Source organism: Pseudoduganella sp. GCM10020061, from assembly GCF_042683405.1.
GTDB lineage: Bacteria > Pseudomonadota > Gammaproteobacteria > Burkholderiales > Burkholderiaceae_D > Telluria.
Map to the genome: position 1 here is coordinate 777960 of NZ_JBHUJS010000001.1, position 20633 is coordinate 798592.

At 63.4% G+C, this 20633-nt stretch carries 16 protein-coding genes; 5 read left to right on the forward strand and 11 right to left on the reverse strand.

All coding sequences use genetic code 11. The annotated features are described in order from the left end of the window. Positions 1-4: 4 nt before the first annotated feature. The 10 genes from ACFSQR_RS03480 to ACFSQR_RS03525 all read right to left on the reverse strand — a co-directional run bounded on the left by ACFSQR_RS03480 (position 5) and on the right by ACFSQR_RS03525 (position 8639). Complete coding sequence (locus ACFSQR_RS03480) at positions 5-1354, reverse strand: CpaF family protein (RefSeq protein ID WP_377728148.1); 1350 nt, start codon at positions 1352-1354, stop codon at positions 5-7. A 9-nt stretch (positions 1355-1363) separates the two neighbouring features. Then, positions 1364-2536 (reverse strand): CpaE family protein, encoded by a 1173-nt coding sequence (locus ACFSQR_RS03485; RefSeq protein ID WP_377728149.1) that lies wholly within the window; start codon positions 2534-2536, stop codon positions 1364-1366. A 13-nt stretch (positions 2537-2549) separates the two neighbouring features. After that, positions 2550-2987: a TadE/TadG family type IV pilus assembly protein gene (locus ACFSQR_RS03490; protein ID WP_377728151.1), complete on the reverse strand. Its 438-nt coding sequence runs from the start codon at positions 2985-2987 to the stop codon at positions 2550-2552. After that, on the reverse strand, positions 2984-3421 hold the full coding sequence (locus ACFSQR_RS03495) for a TadE/TadG family type IV pilus assembly protein (RefSeq protein ID WP_377728152.1): 438 nt from the start codon (positions 3419-3421) through the stop codon (positions 2984-2986). Before ACFSQR_RS03495 ends, ACFSQR_RS03490 begins: the two co-directional genes overlap by 4 nt. Before the next feature lie 4 nt (positions 3422-3425). Continuing rightward, positions 3426-4730: a pilus assembly protein TadG-related protein gene (locus ACFSQR_RS03500; RefSeq protein ID WP_377728154.1), complete on the reverse strand. Its 1305-nt coding sequence runs from the start codon at positions 4728-4730 to the stop codon at positions 3426-3428. 305 nt (positions 4731-5035) lie between these two features. Then, on the reverse strand, positions 5036-5239 hold the full coding sequence (locus ACFSQR_RS03505) for a Flp family type IVb pilin (RefSeq protein WP_377728156.1): 204 nt from the start codon (positions 5237-5239) through the stop codon (positions 5036-5038). Between the two features lie 136 nt (positions 5240-5375). Further along, positions 5376-5651 carry a hypothetical protein gene (locus ACFSQR_RS03510; protein WP_377728158.1) on the reverse strand — a complete coding sequence of 92 codons (276 nt, stop codon included), beginning with the start codon at positions 5649-5651 and terminating at the stop codon, positions 5376-5378. Between the two features lie 10 nt (positions 5652-5661). Beyond that, entirely contained in the window at positions 5662-7191 is a 1530-nt protein-coding gene (locus ACFSQR_RS03515; RefSeq protein ID WP_377728160.1) for a type II and III secretion system protein family protein, read from the reverse strand. A gap of 28 nt (positions 7192-7219) precedes the next feature. After that, positions 7220-8038 carry a Flp pilus assembly protein CpaB gene (gene cpaB / locus ACFSQR_RS03520; RefSeq protein ID WP_377728162.1) on the reverse strand — a complete coding sequence of 273 codons (819 nt, stop codon included), beginning with the start codon at positions 8036-8038 and terminating at the stop codon, positions 7220-7222. A gap of 16 nt (positions 8039-8054) precedes the next feature. After that, the gene (locus ACFSQR_RS03525; RefSeq protein ID WP_377728164.1) at positions 8055-8639 is read right to left on the reverse strand and encodes a prepilin peptidase; all 585 of its coding nucleotides are present in this window, start codon (positions 8637-8639) and stop codon (positions 8055-8057) included. Positions 8640-9149: 510 nt separating this feature from the next. Between ACFSQR_RS03525 and ACFSQR_RS03530 the strand changes: the two genes are divergently transcribed. The 4 genes from ACFSQR_RS03530 to ACFSQR_RS03545 all read left to right on the forward strand — a co-directional run bounded on the left by ACFSQR_RS03530 (position 9150) and on the right by ACFSQR_RS03545 (position 19002). After that, positions 9150-12143 carry an EAL domain-containing protein gene (locus ACFSQR_RS03530; RefSeq protein ID WP_377728166.1) on the forward strand — a complete coding sequence of 998 codons (2994 nt, stop codon included), beginning with the start codon at positions 9150-9152 and terminating at the stop codon, positions 12141-12143. Between the two features lie 164 nt (positions 12144-12307). Beyond that, complete coding sequence (locus ACFSQR_RS03535) at positions 12308-14359, forward strand: prolyl oligopeptidase family serine peptidase (protein ID WP_377728168.1); 2052 nt, start codon at positions 12308-12310, stop codon at positions 14357-14359. A 170-nt stretch (positions 14360-14529) separates the two neighbouring features. Then, the gene (locus ACFSQR_RS03540; protein WP_377728170.1) at positions 14530-17223 is read left to right on the forward strand and encodes a CHASE domain-containing protein; all 2694 of its coding nucleotides are present in this window, start codon (positions 14530-14532) and stop codon (positions 17221-17223) included. A 162-nt stretch (positions 17224-17385) separates the two neighbouring features. After that, on the forward strand, positions 17386-19002 hold the full coding sequence (locus ACFSQR_RS03545) for a methyl-accepting chemotaxis protein (RefSeq protein ID WP_377728172.1): 1617 nt from the start codon (positions 17386-17388) through the stop codon (positions 19000-19002). Between the two features lie 6 nt (positions 19003-19008). Here ACFSQR_RS03545 and ACFSQR_RS03550 read toward each other — a convergent pair whose 3' ends face one another. Further along, positions 19009-19443 (reverse strand): MAPEG family protein, encoded by a 435-nt coding sequence (locus tag ACFSQR_RS03550; protein WP_377728174.1) that lies wholly within the window; start codon positions 19441-19443, stop codon positions 19009-19011. Between the two features lie 166 nt (positions 19444-19609). On the opposite strand from ACFSQR_RS03550, the gene ACFSQR_RS03555 reads away from it, so the two are divergent. Continuing rightward, positions 19610-20605: a GlxA family transcriptional regulator gene (locus ACFSQR_RS03555; protein WP_377728176.1), complete on the forward strand. Its 996-nt coding sequence runs from the start codon at positions 19610-19612 to the stop codon at positions 20603-20605. Positions 20606-20633 lie beyond the last annotated feature (28 nt).

Genomic DNA, 20633 nt, shown 5'->3' on the forward strand with positions numbered 1-20633 from the left:
CTCCTCAATGATAATGGCGGCTCGGATCGAACATCGCATCGGGCAAGGCGACGCCGAACGCACGCAGCCGGTCGGCAAATTTGGGACGTACGCCGGTCGCGTGGAAATAGCCCTCGACCGTGCCGTCTGCCGCGACGCCCGTCTGTCTGAACGCGAACAGCTCCTGCATGGTGATGACGTCTCCCTCCATGCCGGTGATTTCCTGGATGCTGGTGATCTTGCGCCGGCCATCGATCAGGCGCAGGCCCTGGATGATGACCGTGATCGCCGAGGCGATCTGCTGGCGCGCGGCCTTGTGCGGGAGGTTAAGGTTGGCCATGCCGATCATGTTCTCCAGGCGCGACAGCGCATCACGCGGATTGTTGGCGTGGATCGTCGTGAGCGATCCCTCGTGGCCGGTGTTCATCGCCTGCAGCATGTCGACCGCTTCCGCGCCGCGGACCTCGCCGATCACGATGCGGTCCGGGCGCATGCGCAGCGCATTGCGCACCAGGGCGCGTTGGCTGACTTCGCCTTTTCCTTCGATGTTCATCGGACGCGTCTCCAGCCGCACCACGTGCGGCTGCTGCAGCTGCAGTTCGGCTGCATCCTCGATCGTGACGATGCGCTCTTCCGGGGGAATGTAGCCGGAGAGGATGTTCAGCAGCGTGGTCTTTCCCGCCCCGGTGCCGCCCGAAATGATCATGTTGACCTTGGACTTGCACAAGCCTTCCAGCAGGTAGGCCATCTCGGGGGTCAGGCTGCGCAGTTCGCTGCCCACCAGGTTCGACATCTTGAGCGGAATGTGTGCGAAGCGGCGGATCGACATCATCGCCCCGTCGAGGGCAATCGGCGGTATCACGGCATTGACGCGCGAGCCGTCCGGGAGCCTGGCATCGACCATCGGGCTGGATTCGTCGATTCGGCGGCCCACCAGCGACACAATCTTGTCGATGATGCGCAGCAGGTGCTTTTCATCCGTGAAGGTCACGCTGGTCGGTTCCAGTCGGCCCTTACGCTCCACATAAATGTTGTCGTAGCCATTGACCAGGATATCGGACACCGTCGGGTCGGCCATCAGCAGCTCCAGCGGGCCGAATCCCAGCATTTCATGCTGGATGTCTCGGATTAGCCAGCGGCGCTCGAGGTCGTTGACCGGTGCCTGTTCTTCATCCAGCAGCCGTTCGACCATCGCACCGATTTCTGATCGCAATACGTCCGGAGCCAGTGCTTCCAGCGCAGATAGGTCGAATTTCTCGAGCAGCTTGATGTGAATCCGTGTCTTTAGTATTTTGTATCCGTCTCCGGATGGTGCGCTCGGCGGCGCTGAAGTCGCGGCGGTCTCACGGCTGATCAGTTTTTCACGGAATGACATGGAGCCTCCTTAAGCGCGAACGGCACGCACGGGTTGGCCTTGCCGGCCGAGCAAGCGTTGAAACAGCCCGGGGGCATGCTCGAGCTGTGGGCTGATTGAACGCGCGAATTCCGCTAGGTTTTTCGATACCGGATTGCTCCGTGCGCTTACCAGCAATGGATCGCCATGATTAATCGCCGCGTTAACCTGCTTGTATGAGTTGGGCACGGTGTGGATTGGATACTTTCCGAGCGAGCGTTCAATCTCTGGGATACCAATCTCGCCAGTGCGTTCGAACCGGTTAATGATTAGTTCGAGCTTGTCGGCCTGGTAGCCGAGCGTCTTGAATACCGCGAGAATTTTTTTGGTGTTGCGAATTGCTGGCAACGAGGCCTGCAGTACCGGGTAAAGCTTCGTTGCGCGGTCAAGCGCCTTGACTCCGATGGTGTCAATATGTCGCGGCAAGTCGAGCAACACGTAATCGAAGTGCAAAGCAGCGAGCTCAATGATCGCGTCCACGTGCTCGGGTTTGATTTCGATTGCCTGCGCTGGATCTTCTGGTGCGGCGAGAATGCTGAAGTTGTCGGATATTTTCACCGCACTCGCCGTTAGGAACGAAGCGTCGAGCCTGTCAATTTCGCGGGCCACATCGGCGATGGTCGACGCTGGCGCACTGTCGTAAACGAAAGAAAGTGCGTCACCGAACTGCAGATTCAGGTCGATTAGCATGACGGAGCGCGTCTCTGCTAATTGGGCGCCAAGATTGGTTGCTAGAAAGGTAGCTCCGCTCCCGCCCTTGCACGGCAGAAATGCCAGGACGTCCGCATTATGGCTCTTGGCAACCGCCACCACTTTCGCGCCAATCCTTTCGACTGCTGCGAATAATGCTGGCGGAGTCACTGGCGAGGTCAGTACTTCCCGTACCCCCGCGCGCATCGAATTGATCAGGAATTCCGGAGTAGCACTAGCGCAAACAAGTACCACGGCCGTGCGCGGGAAATGCGTGGTGATGTATTCAACATGGGCTAGTTCGGCAATATCGCAGCACATGCCTTCCACAATCATGATGTCTGGCCCTTCGGTTTCGACTATCTCGCGCATACGCGTTTTGCCGCCCTGTAGTAGGACAGGTGAGTGCGCCTTTAGAACCTGTGCCATTTCGTCGAGGTTTTGGCGGCTTGGTGATACAAGGGCGATTTTCATTTCAACTCATCCTTTAATTACAGATCGTTGCCGAGTTATCGTCCTGCCGCATGATCTCGCGCGACAGGTAGGTATTAAATTTATTGAAGTCCGGTACTGACCAGTTCGGCGCCACGAAGCCGGGTATCGGGGTTACCCACTGAAAGTCGAGGTCTGTAATGGTTACGCGTACACCTTCGCATGTGGTTACAACACAGCCGGCAGGTTCCCACGTCACTGCGATATCGGTAATCTCTGGCAGCACTTGCTGCATGCGCCCGAGGACGGCGTCCTTCTGGGTTGTGTCGTCACACACGACTGCGTATCGTGCGCCGAGCCGGGTAGCTTCGGTGGCGGCGTTCCAGATGAACATGAGGCGACTCAGATCCGTCAACCCCATCATGAACATCAGGAAAGTCAGTAGGACCAGGCAAAATTCGATAAGTGTCGCACCGGACTGAGGGCGGTTCATATCTGGCTCCTCATGGTCGCGGTGATGTCGCTGAAGGTCAGCGTCCCGAACGTCACGCCGAACATGCCCGACAACATGGGACGGAATTGATAGCCTGTAACGCGTACGGTCACCGTATTAATGGCGGGCGCAGTCCCTTCGAATTTCCACGAGTCGTCATTAATCACGACATGGGAAGTGTTCAGGTTATTGTCCAGCGGTTCGCCATCTCCATGAATATTTCCGTACACGACCAGATTGCTCGCCTCGGTGATGTGGGTCTTTGGCGTCTGCAATGAAAGGTATCGGACCGCATCGCGTACCGATTTTGCCGCGCTGTTGTAGAGATAAAGGGCTCGACCGAATTCGGTGACAATCATGGCCAGAATAAGCAGCAGTGGAAGAATCAGAGCGAACTCAATCAGTGCAACGCCGCGTTGGGGTTTCCTGTTCATGTCATCACCTCACCAATACTGGGATCAGTGGCCCTGCAGAGCCGCCGGGAAGACCATTTGTCTTGCAAGGCGAGTCGACGTTGCCTGCATTTCCACGGTACTCCAGCTGGACGTCGTCATTCGGGCCCGACATTGGCGCGAGCATGAACACACACGCATAGTCAATCACCCTCGACCCGCCGTCCAGTACTGGTACCACGGCCAGGCGCCGGTTATACCCGTGGGCCTTGTGTTCCCCGCTCGCGCCTGGGGTCGCGATAGTCTTGAAACTATTTAGCTTGTTCTTGTCGCCAAAAGCGATCAGCGAGCCGGCTTTGAGGTCGGTGCCGGTATCGGCAAACGATGCATACGCAGCGCGCTTGGCGATGTAATTTTCTGCTGTCGGGTGGGAACCGATTGCGGGCTGCCCGGCAAACGCGTTTTGGGGCACGGGGTTCTTCCAGTTGTGGGCCGTGTAGGCATAGCCAGTCTCGTCAGGATGATGCTCCGATGGTCCTTCATTGTTTTTGTATATCCCGAAACGGTAGTTCCACGGACCGTGCGCACTCGTCTGGGCGCCCGGTGTCCCAAGCACATCGCCTATCCGCGTGCCGCAGGAGCCTCCTTCGCCCAGCTCCTTCGCCGTTTCGGCTGCATTGGTACTCCCGTCCAGGTTGTACCACCCCATCTCGCCAGGCCCGGCTCCAAGGTTTTTACTGTAAATTGTTACCCATTCTCCAACTTGGAAGCCGTAGTCTGGGGCGGTGCCCCCCACCTTCGGTCGCATGCCGACGGGAATGGGGCAAGTGGTTTGTGAACTCCCGCGCGTAGCGACAGCGCGAGCCCAGACAGACCGGGCAGCCGGATTCGTTGCGGCATCGCCCATGAATCCGCTCATCGCATGAAGAATCCACATTCGAACATCTGGCTGTGAATGTTCACACGCAGCGTATTTTGCATCTGCCCAGTCGGCGGTTTCGTTGAAACCAGCATCGAGAAACACAATGTCATCGTTCGTAATTTTGCCTTTGGCATCCCAGTCGACCGATTGAAGATTGACACGGTTGAGGTTACCCGCCGTAAGGCCAGCACTACGTGCTCGGTCCAAAGCAGTCGGCTGTCCGTCCAGCTCTTGCGCAGCGGCGAGGGCACAGCTATCCATAGCGGTCTGTAGCTCGGTGCGCACGACGAAAAGCCGTCCGAAGTCAAGTGCGATGCCGGCGAACCCCAGAAGGAAAATGAGGACGAAGCACACGAGAAGTATCACTGCGCCGCGCTGTGCGGGGGTGTTGACCGGCTGTGAAAGTGTGCGCCCAGGCATTGGTTTCATTCTGCACTCCTCAGGCAATTTTCCGAATAGTGGCTTGTCAGAAGCACGCCGACGGGTTGTTAAGACAGGTGGCTACTCGGGTCAACAGCAAATCGAAGTGGCCCTCGAGGCCTTGCAATGAAACGATGAGTGCTACCGCAAGGGTCGCGAGGAGAAGCGCGTATTCGATCACTTGCGCCCCGTCGTTTCCAGCCAGGAAGCGCTTCAGAAAGCGCTTGAAATCGGACTTGTTACACACAATGCCTCGCTAAGTTCAGGGGTAACGGACAACGCGGCCGGGCCGCGTCGTCCAACGAGGTCGCTGCTTAAGCCACGCAGCCGGCACCGGTAAGGCAGTTACCGACGCGCGTAATGAAGGCGTCGAAGTTGCCGTTGAGGCCTTGGATGCCCAACACGAGTGCAATCGAAATCACGGCGATGATCAGTGAATATTCGATGACTTGCGCGCCGTCTTCTTCCTTAGCGAACGTGGAAATAGCGCCCGATGCTTTCTGTACGAGGTTTTTCATTTCAGTTTCCTTTGTGGTTAGTGAATTACACGTACTACACTGCTGCCCTTTGCTACTTTTGTCTTCCCGCGTAGCTTTGGCGGGTACTGCAAGAGCCTGGCTGTGCCGGCTTCTTATGTGTCCAGGCGAGGCTGGACTACTTCGAAGCGCCGCCGCCTACCGCGCCACCAATATTGATGACGTTGACGATTGGGGGTGGCTCTTTGAAGGTGTTGAGGTAACGCGTGAAGCTCTCGCGCGCTGCCTGGTTATCGACACCGACAACTGGATCGCGGTCAATCGGAGCGTCCGCGTTCGCGATCATTGCGGATCTAGTCATGCGGATGGAGTCGCCGAATCGGGCGTCGTAATTTGGCGTCGTGGAACATCCTGCGCATAGCCCGAGTAGAAGGCAGATCATCTGTGATTTCACGTCGTTCTCCTTATTTTTTGGGGGCTGGTGGCGCCGTGCGGCTTCCCTCCGTACGCCCCATCAGCACTGCGTCTGCACGATTGGGTTCGACATGCGAGTCGGTCGGTAACATCACCGGTTCGGCTAGTGGCTTGACCATACGTGGGGTTACGATGAATACCAGTTCGGTCTGGTCCTTCTGGAATTCGCTTGAGCGGAACAGCATTCCGAGGATCGGCACCTCACCTAAACCCGGAAAGCGCTTGATAGTTTCTGTGACGTTGTTGCGGATTAGTCCGGCGACAGCGAAGCTCTGGCCATCTTTCAGCTGCACGGTCGTGTCCACGCGCCGGGTCGTGATCGAAGGCAGCACCGACGTCACACCGTTATTGGTCGTGAAAGGGGAGCCGGTTTGCGACAGCTCCGATACTTCGGATACGAGTTTGAGGTTCACACGATTGCCGCCTAACACCGTGGGGGTAAATTTGAGGCCGACGCCAAATTCTTTTTCCTCCAGCGTTATCGTCACGCCACCGCCGAGGTTGCTCTGTGCGACTGGGATGAAAATCTTGCCGCCGGAGAGGAAACTGGCTGATTGGCCACTGATCGCCATGATGTTAGGCTCTGCCAGCACACGGACCAGGCCGTCCTTCTTCTCAGCGTCGATGCCAATCAGCGTGGCAGCGTTCCCGGCCGTGCTCATGGACGTACCGGCACCCGTGTTGCCTCCCGAGACGGAACTCCCCACGTTGCCGATCACTGTCCCGCCGCCGGCATTTGGATGAAACCGCCCAAAGACGGCTGGACCGCCTCCAAAGATGCCCGAGATAACGCGCGAGGTCATTCCGTCGGCAGTGGTAAATAGGCGGGCGAAGTCAATGCCGAATTTATCCAGAAGGGTTTTGCTAACTTCCGCAATCTTGACTTCCAGCATTACCTGTTGATTGGCATTCACACGCAGCAGATTGACCACGCGTTTGCCGTCGCCGTAGGCTGTGGCAATGCGCATGACCTCGTCTAACCTGGTCGAATCCTCCACCTTGCCGGTCAAGACAATGGCGTTTTCCGCACTTTTTACCTGGACGTCTTTTTCTTCAGGCATTAGTTCAGAAATCTTTGACTGAACAGTGCGATAGTCGAGTGAGACCAGGATGTCCTGTACAAAACATGCACCGGTTGAGTCCTGGAGAATCACATTTGTCGCCCCAGCTTTCTTGCCGCGAAAGACGAGGTCGTTCTGGCTCAGCACAATGACGTCTGTATCCCCGACGATTGGGGCATTTTCCGTTGTGGCTGGTGCTCCGGGGGCCGGTGATGAGCTCGGGGCGATCATCCCGGTTGGCCCATCGACCACGACGCGCGTGATCGGCCTCTTGAGCCCGTCGAGCGGAATGATGGCTGACTTGCCCAATGTGACAAACACTGTGTCACGCGTTACCACCGAAGTGCATTGTTTGCGAACCTGGTTCGCCGCGGACTTCGGCGCTGCAGCTGGTGCGGGCTTCACCGACACTGCCGCAATCAACAAGCCAATCGCCATCATCATATTTTTGTTATTCACGGCTCCGCTCCTCTCTAATGATCCTGGGTTAGAAACAGCTCATGATGCGGGCGCCGTTCTGGATGACTTCGACGCACTGGGAATTGGACATTGCTACTTTTCGAGCAGTGGGACGAGGTGTGGCGGCCGGGGCTGTGGGAACAGGGCGAACTAAGCCAAACAGCTCTGCTTTGGTCATGCCCTTGGTCGCAACTGTCTGCTTATCGACCTGATTACGCAGGACTAGCGAAAGGGTGCCCACGCTGCGAGCCAGGTCCAGTTTCTCGGAGTCTTCTGGGGTCAGTTCGAGCGTGACCGCGCTTACTACCTTAGGTTTAGTGTCGTCGCGGCTTGCCTCCTGCGCGACGGCAAGCACCAGGACTTTTTCCAGGACCGTTTTACTAATGGGTTTGCCTTGGTTACCCTGTTCGTCTTGTTGGGCGTGAACCATCACGTCAACGTAGGTCCCGGGCAGTGCGAACCCTGCCACGCCCACCACGTCGTTCACGCGCACGGTCATCGCCCGCTTGCCTTCGGCGATGATGGCCGACAGGCCTCCTTGCGTGCCGACTGGCGCCAGCTTCGGCTCCAGCAGCGGTTCGCCACGAGTCAGGCTGGCTTTAACCGTGCGGCCTTCTAGTTGCTTGAGTTCCTTGAATGCGCCGGCGGGCACGGATCCGCTGGGCCAGTCGGCGGTAGTCAGCATTTGTGAGTTGAGTCGAGTGCCGAGTTCGACATCGACGGCGGCAACAACGATCTTGTTCGCGCTGCCGGTCTGGCGTGAGACCCAGCCGGTGGCGTACGCCGCGGCGGCCAGGCCTGTCGCCAGGGCAATCAGGATCAGGATGATGGCTTTCAGGTTTCGCATGATGGCCTCGCTATGTTCAGATGAAGTTGAAGTGGCGCCCAACCACCAGCACGGTGGTGCCCACGGCAATGCTCAGGCCGAAAGCCAGGTGACCGACCGATGCAGTGCGTGCGGAGGGCTTGCCGGAAGTTGCGACGGGCAGCCAGGTGCCAGTGGCGATATAGCGCAGGTTGCCAAGCATCCTGCCCATCACGCCGTTGTTCATGCCGAATGCCAGTGCGGCAATTCCGGCGGCGATGAAGCTGTAGAGGAGGGCGAACACTGCTTCGCCCGGTCCCAGGAAGGCGCCAACCATTGCCATCAGCTTGACGTCGCCGGCACCCATGATCCGCATCACGTACATTGGCAGCGTCAGCAGCAGGCCAACCATCATTCCCGCGGGGGCGAAGTACCAGGCGGCGTTGTACTGCGGCGGTACCAGAATGTTGTACGCCAGCGCGAAGGCCAGTCCGCCGCCGGTCAGCCAGTTGGGGATCTTGAACGTGCGGTAATCGATGACGGCGGCGGTAGTCAGCAGTGCAAGCAGGACGCCGGTACGCGGATCGGTGACGAGCATGGCAGCCAGATCGAGGAATGCTGCGAATTCGGATGAGGTATTCATAGTTCCACGTGTTGTTCAGTTAAACGGGCGCAACAGTGACCTTGCGTACCGCCAGCACGATCAGCGTGCCGACGACAATGACGAGCGCAGCAACCAGCGTGTATTCCATTAACGATCCGCCACAGTCATCCGCCAGGAAGTTCCGTAGTTCGCTTTGCAGGGGCTGCCAGTTACACATCGGTGTTCCTGTCTGAGCCAGGCTCGGTTCTGGGTTGGAGGAGACTGCTTCGATCTGGAATCCAGTGTAGGGAGCGGACCTGCACGCCGCATCCTTCCGACGTACTGAAATGCGGGATGGATTTGTCCTGCGCGGGTAGCACATTTGCGTGGACGGCTTGTAGTACATATCTACTGTTGCCCTCGCTTGCGCCCTCGGAAGGCCCGCCGTTATTGGCTTTCTAGGGAAAAAGAATGTGTCGCACGGTTGACGACACCACCCTGCAAATACGAAAAGAAGTAATAGACTAGGCAAAAAGCGCTGTACTAATTTTTAGTGCAAGGACCATTTTCATGGCGGCAGAATTCGCGGGGGAGACGGAAGCAGCGTTGCGTGGGACCTTGCGCGTGATCGCGGACTTCGTCGCCGCGTCCACGCTGCCGATGCTGCTCGCCTGGGATGGCGGGCAGAGTCATCGCATGAACGAAGCCTGCCTGCAGCTGGGCCGGCGCGTGCAGGATGCTCCCGATGCGTCCAGCTGGTCCTCGCTGCTGCAGGCATTGGCAGTTCCGATCCGCGCTTGCCTGCAGGACGGCGAGTGCCACAGCATCGATCGCCGTTTCGCAGCGCCCAACGAGCGCTCCACAGAACACTGGTGCACGCTGTCGCTGACGCCGGTGCGCGACGAGTACGGCGCCGTGGTGGGCGTGCTGTGCGTCGTGATCGAGACCACCTCGCTGGTGCAGGCGCTGCGCCGGGTCGAGGAAGCCCAGCGCGAAGCCAGCGCCCAGTCCAGCGAACTGGCGGTGCTGTACTCGAAGATGAAAGAGGCGGTGTTCCACCTGTCGTGCGACACCGACGGCCGCTTCCGCGTGCGTTCGGTGAACAGCGCCTTCCTCGCGCAGACCGGCATGGCGCAGGCCGACCTGATCGGCAAGGATGTCGAAGACGTGATGCCGCCCGAGCGCCGCAGCGAAGTGCTGGCCTACTACCGCCAGGCGGCGCTGAGCGGCAAGCCGGTGCAGTGGACCGAGACGCGCGACTTCCCCAACGGCCGCAAGTACGGCGTCGTGTCCCTCACGCCCGTGCTGGACCGGCACGGCCGCTGCTCGGACCTGATCGGCACGGTGTACGACATCACCGAAATCAAGCAGACCAAGGAAGTCCTGCGCGCCGCCAACGCGGAGCTGGCCCAGTCGCTGGCGGAGCAGGGCCGGCTGGCGAGCGACTTGCGCGCCAGCGAGGAGCGGCTCGGCTTTGCGCTGGAAAGCTCGGGAGAGGGCATTTGGGACTGGGACATCCTCAACGAAAAGGTCCATTACTCGCGTCGCTGGAAGGAGATTCTCGGCCTGTCCGGCCACGTCAAGGACGAGTTCAGCCTGTGGTTCGAGCGCATGCATCCGGACGACATGCCGCGCGTGGAGGAATCGCTGCGCAGCTGCCTGCGCGGCACCCGCACGCTGTGCGTGGACGAGCACCGGCTGTGGCACGAGTCCGGGCGCTGGATCTGGGTGCACGCACGCGGCAGCGTGGTGGCGCGCGACATGAACGGCAATGCCCTGCGCATGGTCGGCACCATTGCGGACACCACCGCCACCACGGAGCTGCGCCACGACCTGGAACGCAGCCGGCGCCTGCTCACCAAGCTCACCCAGCATGTGCCGGGCGTGCTGTTCGAGCTGGTGATGTATCCGGACGGGCGCATGAGCTGCCCGTACGTGAGCGCGATGGCGTCCGAGCTGCTCGGCCGCTCGCCAATCGAGATCGAGGCCGATTTCCGCTGCGTGCTGCCGCGCATAAATGAGCGCGACCGGGCCCGCATGCGTCGCGCCATGCTGCATTCGGCCGAGAACCTGTCGCCGTGGCGCGCGGAGTACAGGGTGAACCTGCCGCGCATGGGCGAGTGCTGGCGCGAGCTGAGCGCGATCCCGACCCGCTCGCGCGACGGCAGCGTGGTATGGCACGGCTTCACCAACGACATCACCGAGCGCAAGAACACCGAGCAGACCATCCGCCAGTTCCAGGACAAGCTGGAAAAGCGCGCCCACTTCGACACGCTGACCGGGCTGCCCAACCGCGTGCTGTTCCGCGACCGGCTGGAGCAGGACATGAAGCACGCGCGCGCTTCCGGCGGCGCGATGGCGCTGTTCTTCATCGACCTGGACCGCTTCAAGGAAGTCAACGACTTGCTGGGCCACGATGCCGGCGACAACCTGCTGGTGCAGGCGGCGCGCCGCATCGAAGCCTGTCTTCAGCCGGGCGACACGGTGGCGCGGCTGGGCGGCGACGAGTTCACCGTGATCCTGACCAGCACCGCGGAGGTCGCGCACGTGGAAAACACCGCGCAGCGCATCGTCGACGCGCTGCGGGTGCCGTTCACGCTCGGGATCAAGAAAGTCAGCGTGTCAGGCAGCATCGGCATCGCACTGTACCCCGGCGACGCCACCACGTCGGAGGAGCTGATGCGCAATGCGGACCAGGCGATGTACCGCTCCAAAGGGGCGGGACGCGACCAGCTCACCTTCTTCGAATCCTCCATGCAGGAGGCGGCGATGCGCCGGCTCAAGGTCACCGACGAGCTGCGCGACGCGCTCACCGGGCACCAGATGGAGCTGTACTTCCACCCGATCATCGACGCCGCCACCGGCCGCATCTGCAAGGCCGAGGCGCTGCTGCGCTGGCACCGCAAGGGCGCCAACGTGGCGCTGCCTCCCGAGTTCGTCGAGATCGCCGAGGAGACCGGCATGATCCACGACCTGGGCAACTGGGTGTTCTTCGAGGCGGCCAACTGGTCGCAGCGCTGGAGCGCGATGCTCGGGCGGCCGTTCCAGATCAGTATCAATAAGTCGCCGGTGCAGTTCCAGGGGCACGGCCTGCCTGCGGCCAGCTGGGTCGAGTACCTGAGCCAGCGCGGCATGGCGCGCAACAGCGTGGCGGTCGAGATCGGGGAGGGCGTGCTGCTCAACCAGGCCGCCACCGACACGCTGCGCGAGCTGCACGATGGCGGCATCGAGGTGGCGATCGACGATTTCGGCACCGGCTATTCGTCGATGACGCACCTGAAGAGCCTGGACATCGACTACCTCAAGATCGATCGCTCGTTCGTGTCCGGCATGCTGGGCGACGCGGACAGCCAGGCCATCACCGAGACCATCATCGTCATGGCGCACAAGCTGGGCCTGAAGGTGATCGCCGAGGGTGTCGAATCGCGCGAGCAGCGCGACTGGCTGGCGCAGCATGACTGCGACTACATGCAGGGCTTCCTGTTCGGGCAGCCGTCGACCGCCAACGAGTTCGAAGCCATGCTGACGCGCCAGCCTTTCGTGCACGAGATAGGCCACGCATGATTCGGCGGCCCTGATCTTCAGCCCGCATCCAGGTAAAAAACAAGGGAACGACGGCCCCTCCGATCGTCAATCCCTCTCGGACGATCCCTCCGCGGTTGCCTCGTGGTAAATTGCTGCCTTGCGCGCCTGGCCGCGCCCATCCATCAATACACCAAGAGGACAGTATGAAACTACGTATGCTGCTGCTGGCATCGGCCATCGCCAGCGCCACCGCGTTCGCCGCGCCGCCGCGCGGACTGACGGTGGAAGACCTGGTCACCATGGAGCGCGTCGGCGCACCCGTCGTCTCGCCGGATGCCGCCTTCGCCGTCTACACCGTGCGCTCGACCAATATGGACAAGAACCGCGGCCAGACCGAACTGTGGCTGGTGGACCTGCGCGCCGACAAGGCCGAGCCGAAGCGCCTGACCTTCAGCGAATCGTCCAGCAGCAATCCGCAGTGGTCGCCGAAGGGCGATGCCGTCTACTTCCTGTCGAGCCGCTCGGGCTCTTCGCAGGTATGGCGCGTGCCGGCAGCCGGCGGCGACCCGGTCCAGGTCACCAGCCTGCCGCTCGACATCGACAACTTCCGCATGTCGCCGGCCGGCGACCGCATCGCGATGAGCATGGCCGTGTTCCGCGACTGCCCGGACCTGGCCTGCACCAAGTCCCGCCTCGACGCGGACGTGAAGGACAAGTCCAGCGGCCGCGTGTACGACCGCCTGTTCGTGCGCCACTGGGACAGCTGGGGCGACGGCCGCAACAACGTGCTGTTCTCCGCGCCGGTTGGCGCCGACGGCCGCGTGAGCGAAACGCCGGTCAGCCTGTCCGGCTCCCTCGACGGCGATGCGCCATCCAAGCCGTTTGGCGACCAGGAGGAATACCGTTTCAGCCCGGACGGCAAGACGGTAGTGTTCTCGCTGCGCGTGGCAGGCAAGAGCGAAGCCTGGTCCACCAACTTCGACCTGTACAGCGTGCCGGCCGCAGGCGGCCAGCCGCGCAACCTCACGCCCGAGAACAAGGCATGGGACGCCAAGGGCACCTATTCCCCTGACGGCAAGACCATCGCCTACCTGGCCATGGCCCGTCCCGGCTTCGAGGCTGACCGCTACCAGCTGATGCTGATGGATGCGGCCACCGGCAAGAAGACCAGGCTGGCGCCGAACTGGGACCGTTCGGCCCAGGACATCCGCTGGAGCGCGGACGGCAAGACCCTGATCGTCGACGCGCAGGACGTCGGCCAGCACCGCCTGTTCGCGGTCGATGTCGCCAGCGGCAAGGTCACCCCGATCACCGGCGCCGGCTCGATCGCGGCCTTCGATGTCGCCGGCGACACCATCGCCTACACCCTGTCCACGCTTAAGTCCGACGCGCAGCTGTTCAAGCAGAAGCTGGGCGGCCAGCCGGTGCAGCTCACCAACCAGAACGCGGCCCGCCTGGCGGACGTGCGCTGGGGCGAGTACGAGCAGTTCTCGTTCGCCGGCGCCAACGGCGACACGGTGTACGGCTACGTGATGAAGCCGTGGAATGCGGCGCCGGGCGGCAAGTACCCGGTGGCCTTCCTGGTGCACGGCGGCCCGCAGGGCAGCTTCGGCAACGGCTGGAGCTACCGCTGGAACCCGCAGGTGTACGCGGGCGCCGGCTACGCCACCGTGTTCATCGACTTCCACGGTTCCACCGGCTACGGCCAGAAGTTCACCGACTCGATCAGCGGCGACTGGGGCGGCAAGCCGCTGGAAGACCTGAAGAAGGGCCTCGCTGCGGCCGGCAAGAAGTTCCCATGGCTCGACACCGCCAACAGCTGCGCGCTGGGCGCATCGTACGGCGGCTACATGATGAACTGGATCGCGGGTAACTGGTCCGACGGCTTCAAGTGCATCGTCAACCACGACGGCATCTTCGACACGCGCGGCATGGCGTATTCGACCGAGGAACTGTGGTTCACCGAATGGGAAGCCGGCGGCACCTACTTCAACGTGGCCAACGCCTACGAGAAGCATAATCCGGTGCACCATGTCGGCAAATGGAAGACACCGATGCTGGTGATCCAGGGCGACCTCGACTTCCGCGTGCCGACCACGCAGGCGCTGGGCACGTTCACGGCGCTGCAGCGCCGCGGCATCGAGAGCAAGCTGCTGGTGTTCCCGGACGAGAACCACTGGGTCCTCAAGCCGGCCAACTCGGTGCAGTGGCACCATAACGTGATCGGCTGGCTGAACCAGTACCTCAAGAAGTAATTTCGGACCCGTCGTCCCCGCGCCGCAGGGACGACGCTTATTGCTCCCATTCAAACGGGAATGCCGCGCAAGCCGTCTCGGGTATAATTTTTTTACTCCTGAGCCCGGCTCAACCGTGGCAGCCTGACCGCCGCAATCTCGCCGGACGCTAATCGATTGCCGATCCGCCGATGCCCGACCCCAACCCTTCACCGCCACCTGCCGCACCGCTCCCCGCCCCGGCGCAGGTACGGGAACGGTTTTCGCCGCGCGTCCTCGCACTCGCCACCTTGCTGGTATCGCTGCTGATCACCGGCAGCTTCTGGTACCACGCCCAATCCTCGAAGAAGGCCCAGGTACGCTCCGAATTCGAGTTCCAGGCGCGGGCCCACGGGATCCTGATCGCGCGCCGCATGAAGACCTACGAGCAGGTGCTGCGCGGTGCGAAGGGGCTGATCCGCGGCTCGGTCGCGGTGGAGCCGTCGGAATTCCGCGATTACGTCTCGACGCTGGAAATCGCCGACAACTACCCCGGCATCCAGGGCATCGCCGTGGCCGAGATCGTGCCGCCGGGGCAGTTGCAGCAGCACATCCAGCGCCTGCGCAGTGAAGGGTACGAGGCCTACCGCGTGTGGCCGCTGGGCGATCGCCCGGTGGTCACGGCGATTACCCGGATCGAACCCTTCAACATCATGAACCAGCGCGCGCTGGGCTTCGATATGTACAGCGAGCCGACCCGGCGTGCGGCGATGGACACCGCGCGCGACACCGGCCGCGCTGCCCTCTCGGGCAAGGTGAAGCTGGTGCAGGAAGGCTCGACCGGGCACCAGGCCGGCGTGCTGATGTACCTGCCGGTCTACCGCGAGGGCGCGCCGGCCGGGTCGGTCGCGCAGCGCCGGCAGGCGCTGATCGGCTGGGTCTATGCGCCGTTCCGCATCGGCGACCTGGTCGGCGCGCTGCGCAACGAGCGCTCGGACGATTTCTCGTTGTCGATCTTCGACGGGACGGAACGCTCGTCCGACGCCTGCCTGTACGGCTGCACGGCAGCGGCGATGCAGCCGGCCCGGCATGAGCTGGCGACCCTGAGCACGGTCACGGTCGCCGGCCGGCCGTGGCTGCTCGATGTCCGCGCCAACCCGGCGTTCCTGGAGCGCGCGGCCAACGCCACTTCGGTCCTGATCGCCGCGGGCGGTATCGTCACCAGCCTGCTGCTGGCGGCGCTGGTGTGGGTGCTGGGCAGCGGGCGCCAGCGCGCGCTGATGCTGGCCACCGACATGACCAGCGAGCTGCGCGCCTCCACCGAGCGTACCCAGGCCGAGCGCAAGCGGCTGGAACTGATCCTCTCCAATTCGTACGACGCCTTCGTCGCCTTCGACGCGCACGGCAGGATCACGTACTGGAACGAGCAGGCCGCGCACACCTTCGGCTGGAGCGCCGGCGAAGCGCTGGGGCGCGAGGTTGCCGCGCTGCTGGTCGCGCCGGCGCGGCATGCGGCATGGCACGAGGCCATCGCCGGTCTGGATGCCGACGACGCGCCGCTGCACACGCGCCGCTTCGAGATGGAGGCGCAGCACCGCGACGGGCGCACGATCTTCGTCGAGATGTCGGTGGTGGTGCTCGATGACGGCAGCGGCGCGTCGTTCAACGCCTTCATCCGCGACCTGACCGAGCGGCACGAGGCCGAGGAGCGCGAGCGCGCGCAGCAGCAGTCGCTGGAACAGGCCCGGCGCGCGCTCGAGAGCGCGCAGCGGCTCGAATCGATCGGCATGCTGACCGGCGGCGTGGCGCACGACTTCAACAACGTCCTGCAGATCATCTCCGGCAATGTGCAGCTCATGATGCACAACATCGGCACCGACCGCGACAAGCGCCTGCGCAGCATTGCCGACGCGGTGGAGCGGGGCGCGCGGCTGTCCTCGCAATTGCTGTCGTTCGCGCGCCGCCAGCAGCTGCGGCCGCAGGCGATCAACCTGCCGGTACTGCTGGTGAATATCGACGACCTGCTCAAGCGCGCGGTCGGCGATGGCGTCACGCTGGGCGTGCTGGCGCAGCAGGACTTGTGGGACGTGATGGCCGACGCGGGCCAGCTGGAGAACGTTATCCTCAACCTGGCCATCAATGCGCGCGATGCGATGCGTGGACGCGGCAACTTCGAGCTGGCGCTGTCGAATGTCACGCTGGAGGCGGGTTCGGCCCGCAGCGCGGAGCTGGAACCGGGCGACTACGTGTGCATCGCGGCGCGCGATACCGGGTCCGGCATGCCGGCGGAGGTGCGCGCCCGCGCCTTCGAGCCCTTCTTCACCACCAAGGCCGAAGGGTTGGGCAGCGGCCTGGGACTGTCGATGGCGTACGGCTTTGCCAAGCAGAGTGGCGGGCATATCGAGATCGACAGCGTGATGGGTGGCGGCACCACGATCACCATCTGGCTGCCGCGCTCGCGCGAAGCCCCGCGCGAGGACAACGGTGCACCGTTCCGGCGCCAGGCTGCCGGCGGGCGCGGCGAGACCATCCTGGTGGTGGACGACGACCGCGCCGTGCAGGAGATGGCGGTCGAGATCCTCGAAGACCTCGGCTACCGGGTGCTGCGCGCGGACGATGGCGAATCGGCGCTCAAGGTGCTGGAGCAGGCCGGCAGCATCGACCTGTTGTTCACCGATGTGGTGATGCCCGGCCCGGTGAGCAGCACCGACCTGGTGAAGATGGCCACCGAGCGCCAGCCCGGACTGGCCGTCCTGTTCACGTCCGGCTATGCGCGCAACCTGCTGTCGCGCCCGCGCGACCTGGTGCCGGACGCGCCCCTGCTCAGCAAGCCGTATCCGCGCGAAATGCTGGCCTACAGGGTGCGCGAACTGCTCGACCAGCGCGCCACGCTGGCGCGGACCTGATTCCGCAATACAACACTCCGCGGGCGGAAAAGTGACTTACGGAAACACCGGTGCTAGACTGGTTCGGCAGTTCGTTCCTGGCCTTTTATCTTTTTTATCAATGAGTTATCTGTTCGCCGCCAGCTGAGCGGCGGTCTTTTCAGCCTAGTTTCCCATCCTCCCATGAACACCCTTCGCTCGCTCACGGTCGGCGTCCGCCTCGCCATCGGTTTCTCGTTCATCCTGCTGATGTTGTTCGCCTGCGTCGCGCTGAGCGAATGGCAGGTGCGCAGCGGACGCGCCACCGCGGAACGCATGGCCAACGTGGTGATGGCCAAGGAGCGCCTGGTGGCCGAATGGGGTTCCAGCGTCAGCATCAACGGCGCGCGCACCATCGCCGTCACCGAGCTGACGAACCCGGAGCGCGTGCACCAGCTGCAGCAGGCCATCAAGGCCACCAGCGCGCGCATCACCGAGCTGCAGAAGGCGCTCGACGGCTATGCGCTGGACGCGGCCGAAGACGCGCTTCTGGACGAAGTGGCGCGGCGCCGCAAGGACTACTCGCAGGCGCGCGACCTGGCGTTCAAGTTGAAGGAATCGAGCCCGGAGGAAGCAGCGACGCAGGTGCGCACCCGCATGGAGCCGGCGCTTCACGCCTATGTGGGAGCGCTGGCGAAGATGCAGCAGCACCAGTCCAGCGCGATTGCCGCCATGCGCGACGAGATCGGCGCAACGGCCGAGCGCTCCTCGCGCCTGATGATGATCCTCGCAGGCGTTGCGACGCTGCTGTCGGTGGGCGTGGCCCTGGCGATTGCGCGCAGCATCCGCAGCCAGCTGGGCGGCGAGCCTTCCTACGCGGCTGAAGTGGCGGACCGCATTGCCTCGGGCGACCTGTCGCAGCAGGTGACGCTTGGACCGGACGATACATCGAGCCTGCTGTTCTCGATGAGCCGCATGCGCGACAGCCTGTCCACGATCGTCGGCGAGGTGCGCCACAGCACGCGCGAGATCGCCGGTGCCTCGACCGAAGTCGCAGGCGGCAACCTGGACCTGTCCGCGCGCACCGAGCAGCAGGCCGGCGCGCTGGAAGAAACCGCGTCGTCGATGGAAGAACTCACCTCCACCATCCGCCAGACTGCGGACAACGCGCGCCAGGCCAATGCGCTGGCGCAGGCGGCATCGGCCACTGCGGTGCGCGGCGGCGCGGTGGTCACCGAGGTGGTGTCCACCATGGATGCGATCAACCAGTCCTCGAAGAAGATTGCGGACATCATCGGCGTCATCGACGGCATCGCATTCCAGACCAATATCCTGGCGCTGAATGCGGCAGTGGAAGCGGCGCGCGCCGGCGAGCAGGGACGCGGCTTTGCGGTGGTGGCGTCGGAAGTGCGCAACCTGGCGCAGCGCAGCGCTGCGGCCGCGCGCGAAATCAAGGACCTGATCAACGACTCGGTGGCCCGCGTGGACGCCGGGGGCAAGCTGGTGCAGCAGGCCGGCGCCACCATGGACGACATCGTGGCCAGCATTGCGCGCGTGACCGATGTGATGGGCGAAATTACCTCCGCCAGCGCGGAGCAGAGCGTCGGCATCGATCAGGTCAACGCCGCCATCGTGGAGATGGACGACGCGACCCAGCAGAATGCCGCCCTGGTCGAGCAGGCCGCTGCCGCCGCAGCCTCGCTGCGCGAGCAGGCCGACCGCCTCGAGCAGCTGGTGGGGACCTTCACGGTCGCCGCCGAGCCGCACCAGCGCGCATCGGCGCCGGTGGCCCGCCGGCACGCGGCGCTGCTGGCAGCCTGATGGCCGTCAGGCCGCGAGCACCAGCAGCAGCGTCCTGACCGCGATGATCCAGCACACCGCCAGGCTGCCGAGGTAGCACAGGGCGCGGCCCGGCTGCAGACTGGCCAGGTAGGCGCCCGAGTGCAGATAGCGCAAGGCCACGTAGGCGCCGAACAGCCACCACGCGACCGACGCCGGCGCGCCGGCCAGCACATAGGCCAGTGCCAGCGCCAGGAACAGCGGCAGGTTTTCCACGTCGTTGCGCCACACGCCCGCAAAGCGGCGCACGATCTCCGCCTCCTCGTCCACCGGTTTCACCCCAAGCATGCGCGCGTCTTCCGGCAGCAGGAAGGTGCGTGCGCGCAGGCGGCTTGCGACCTGCAGCACGCTGGTGGCGCTGGTCTTGGCAAACAGTGCGAGGAGGGCGGCGACAAAGGCCGGCCAGGCGGGGAAGGCGTTCATTTCATGGCTCCATGTTCAATTGAGGTCGTCCCGGCGGGTGACGGGACCCAAGGTCCGCTTTGGGCATCGTCTGCCCGAAACGTGGGTTTGATGTAGCGCATTCTGGGCTCCGGCGCATGATCCGGCCAGTGGCGGAATCGACAAAAACATGGTCAAATCCGCCAACATGAGCACCCCCACCATCTCGATCGGCGTCCTCGCCTATCCCGGCTGCCTGGCCAGCAGCGCGGTCATTCCGCTCGATGTCCTGCGCATCGCGAACACCATCGCCGCATTGCGGCCGGCCTCGCTGCGCGTGCGCTTCGAAGGGCGCCTGGTGAGCCCGCGCGGCGCGCGCCCGATCACCGTGGGCGGCCTGTCGCTGCGGCCGGCGGCGCTGTCGCGCGCCTCGACCCACGCGCTGATCGTTCCCGGCATCGACCACCGCACCACCGACGACATCGGCACGGTGCTGGCCACGCTGGAGCGCGAGCGCGAGGCGCTGGCGGACTTCGCCGCCACCGGCCGGCCGCTCGCATCGACCTGCTCCGGCACCTGCCTGGTCGCCAGCGCGGGGCTGCTGGACGGGCGCCGCTGCACAACCAGCTGGTGGCTGGCGCCATGGTTCGCGCGCACCTTCCCGGAGGTGCAGGTCGACACCAGCGAGATGGTGGTGAGCGACGGCGGCCTGCTGTCCTCGGGCGGCGTGACGTCCTCGCTCGACCTGGCCCTGTGGCTGGTCGGGCACTTCGGCGGCGACGAGCTGCGCCAGCTCACCGCCAAGGTGCTGGTCACGGACGCGACCCGCGCCAGCCAGGCGCCGTACATCGCGTCGGCCCTGGTGCAGGGCGACCGCAATGCCATCGTCGAGCGCGCGCGCCGCTGGCTGAACCAGCGCCTCGACAAGGCATGGACGATGGCGGAGCTGGCGCATCACTGCCACAGCAGCGAACGCACGCTGCTGCGCCGCTTCCAGGACGCCGTCGGCCTTACGCCCGTGCAGTACGCGCAGCAGCTGCGGGTCGAGCGGGCCAAGGCGCTGCTCGAGTCGACCACCCTGCCGATGGAGGAGATCACCAGCCGCTGCGGCTACGAGGACGTCTCCACCTTCGGCAAGATCTTCAAGCGCTGGGCGCACGCCACCCCGCGCGAATACCGCCAGCGCTTCGGCCTGCGCCGCTAGCACGGGACGTTTCCCCGACAGCCCGACT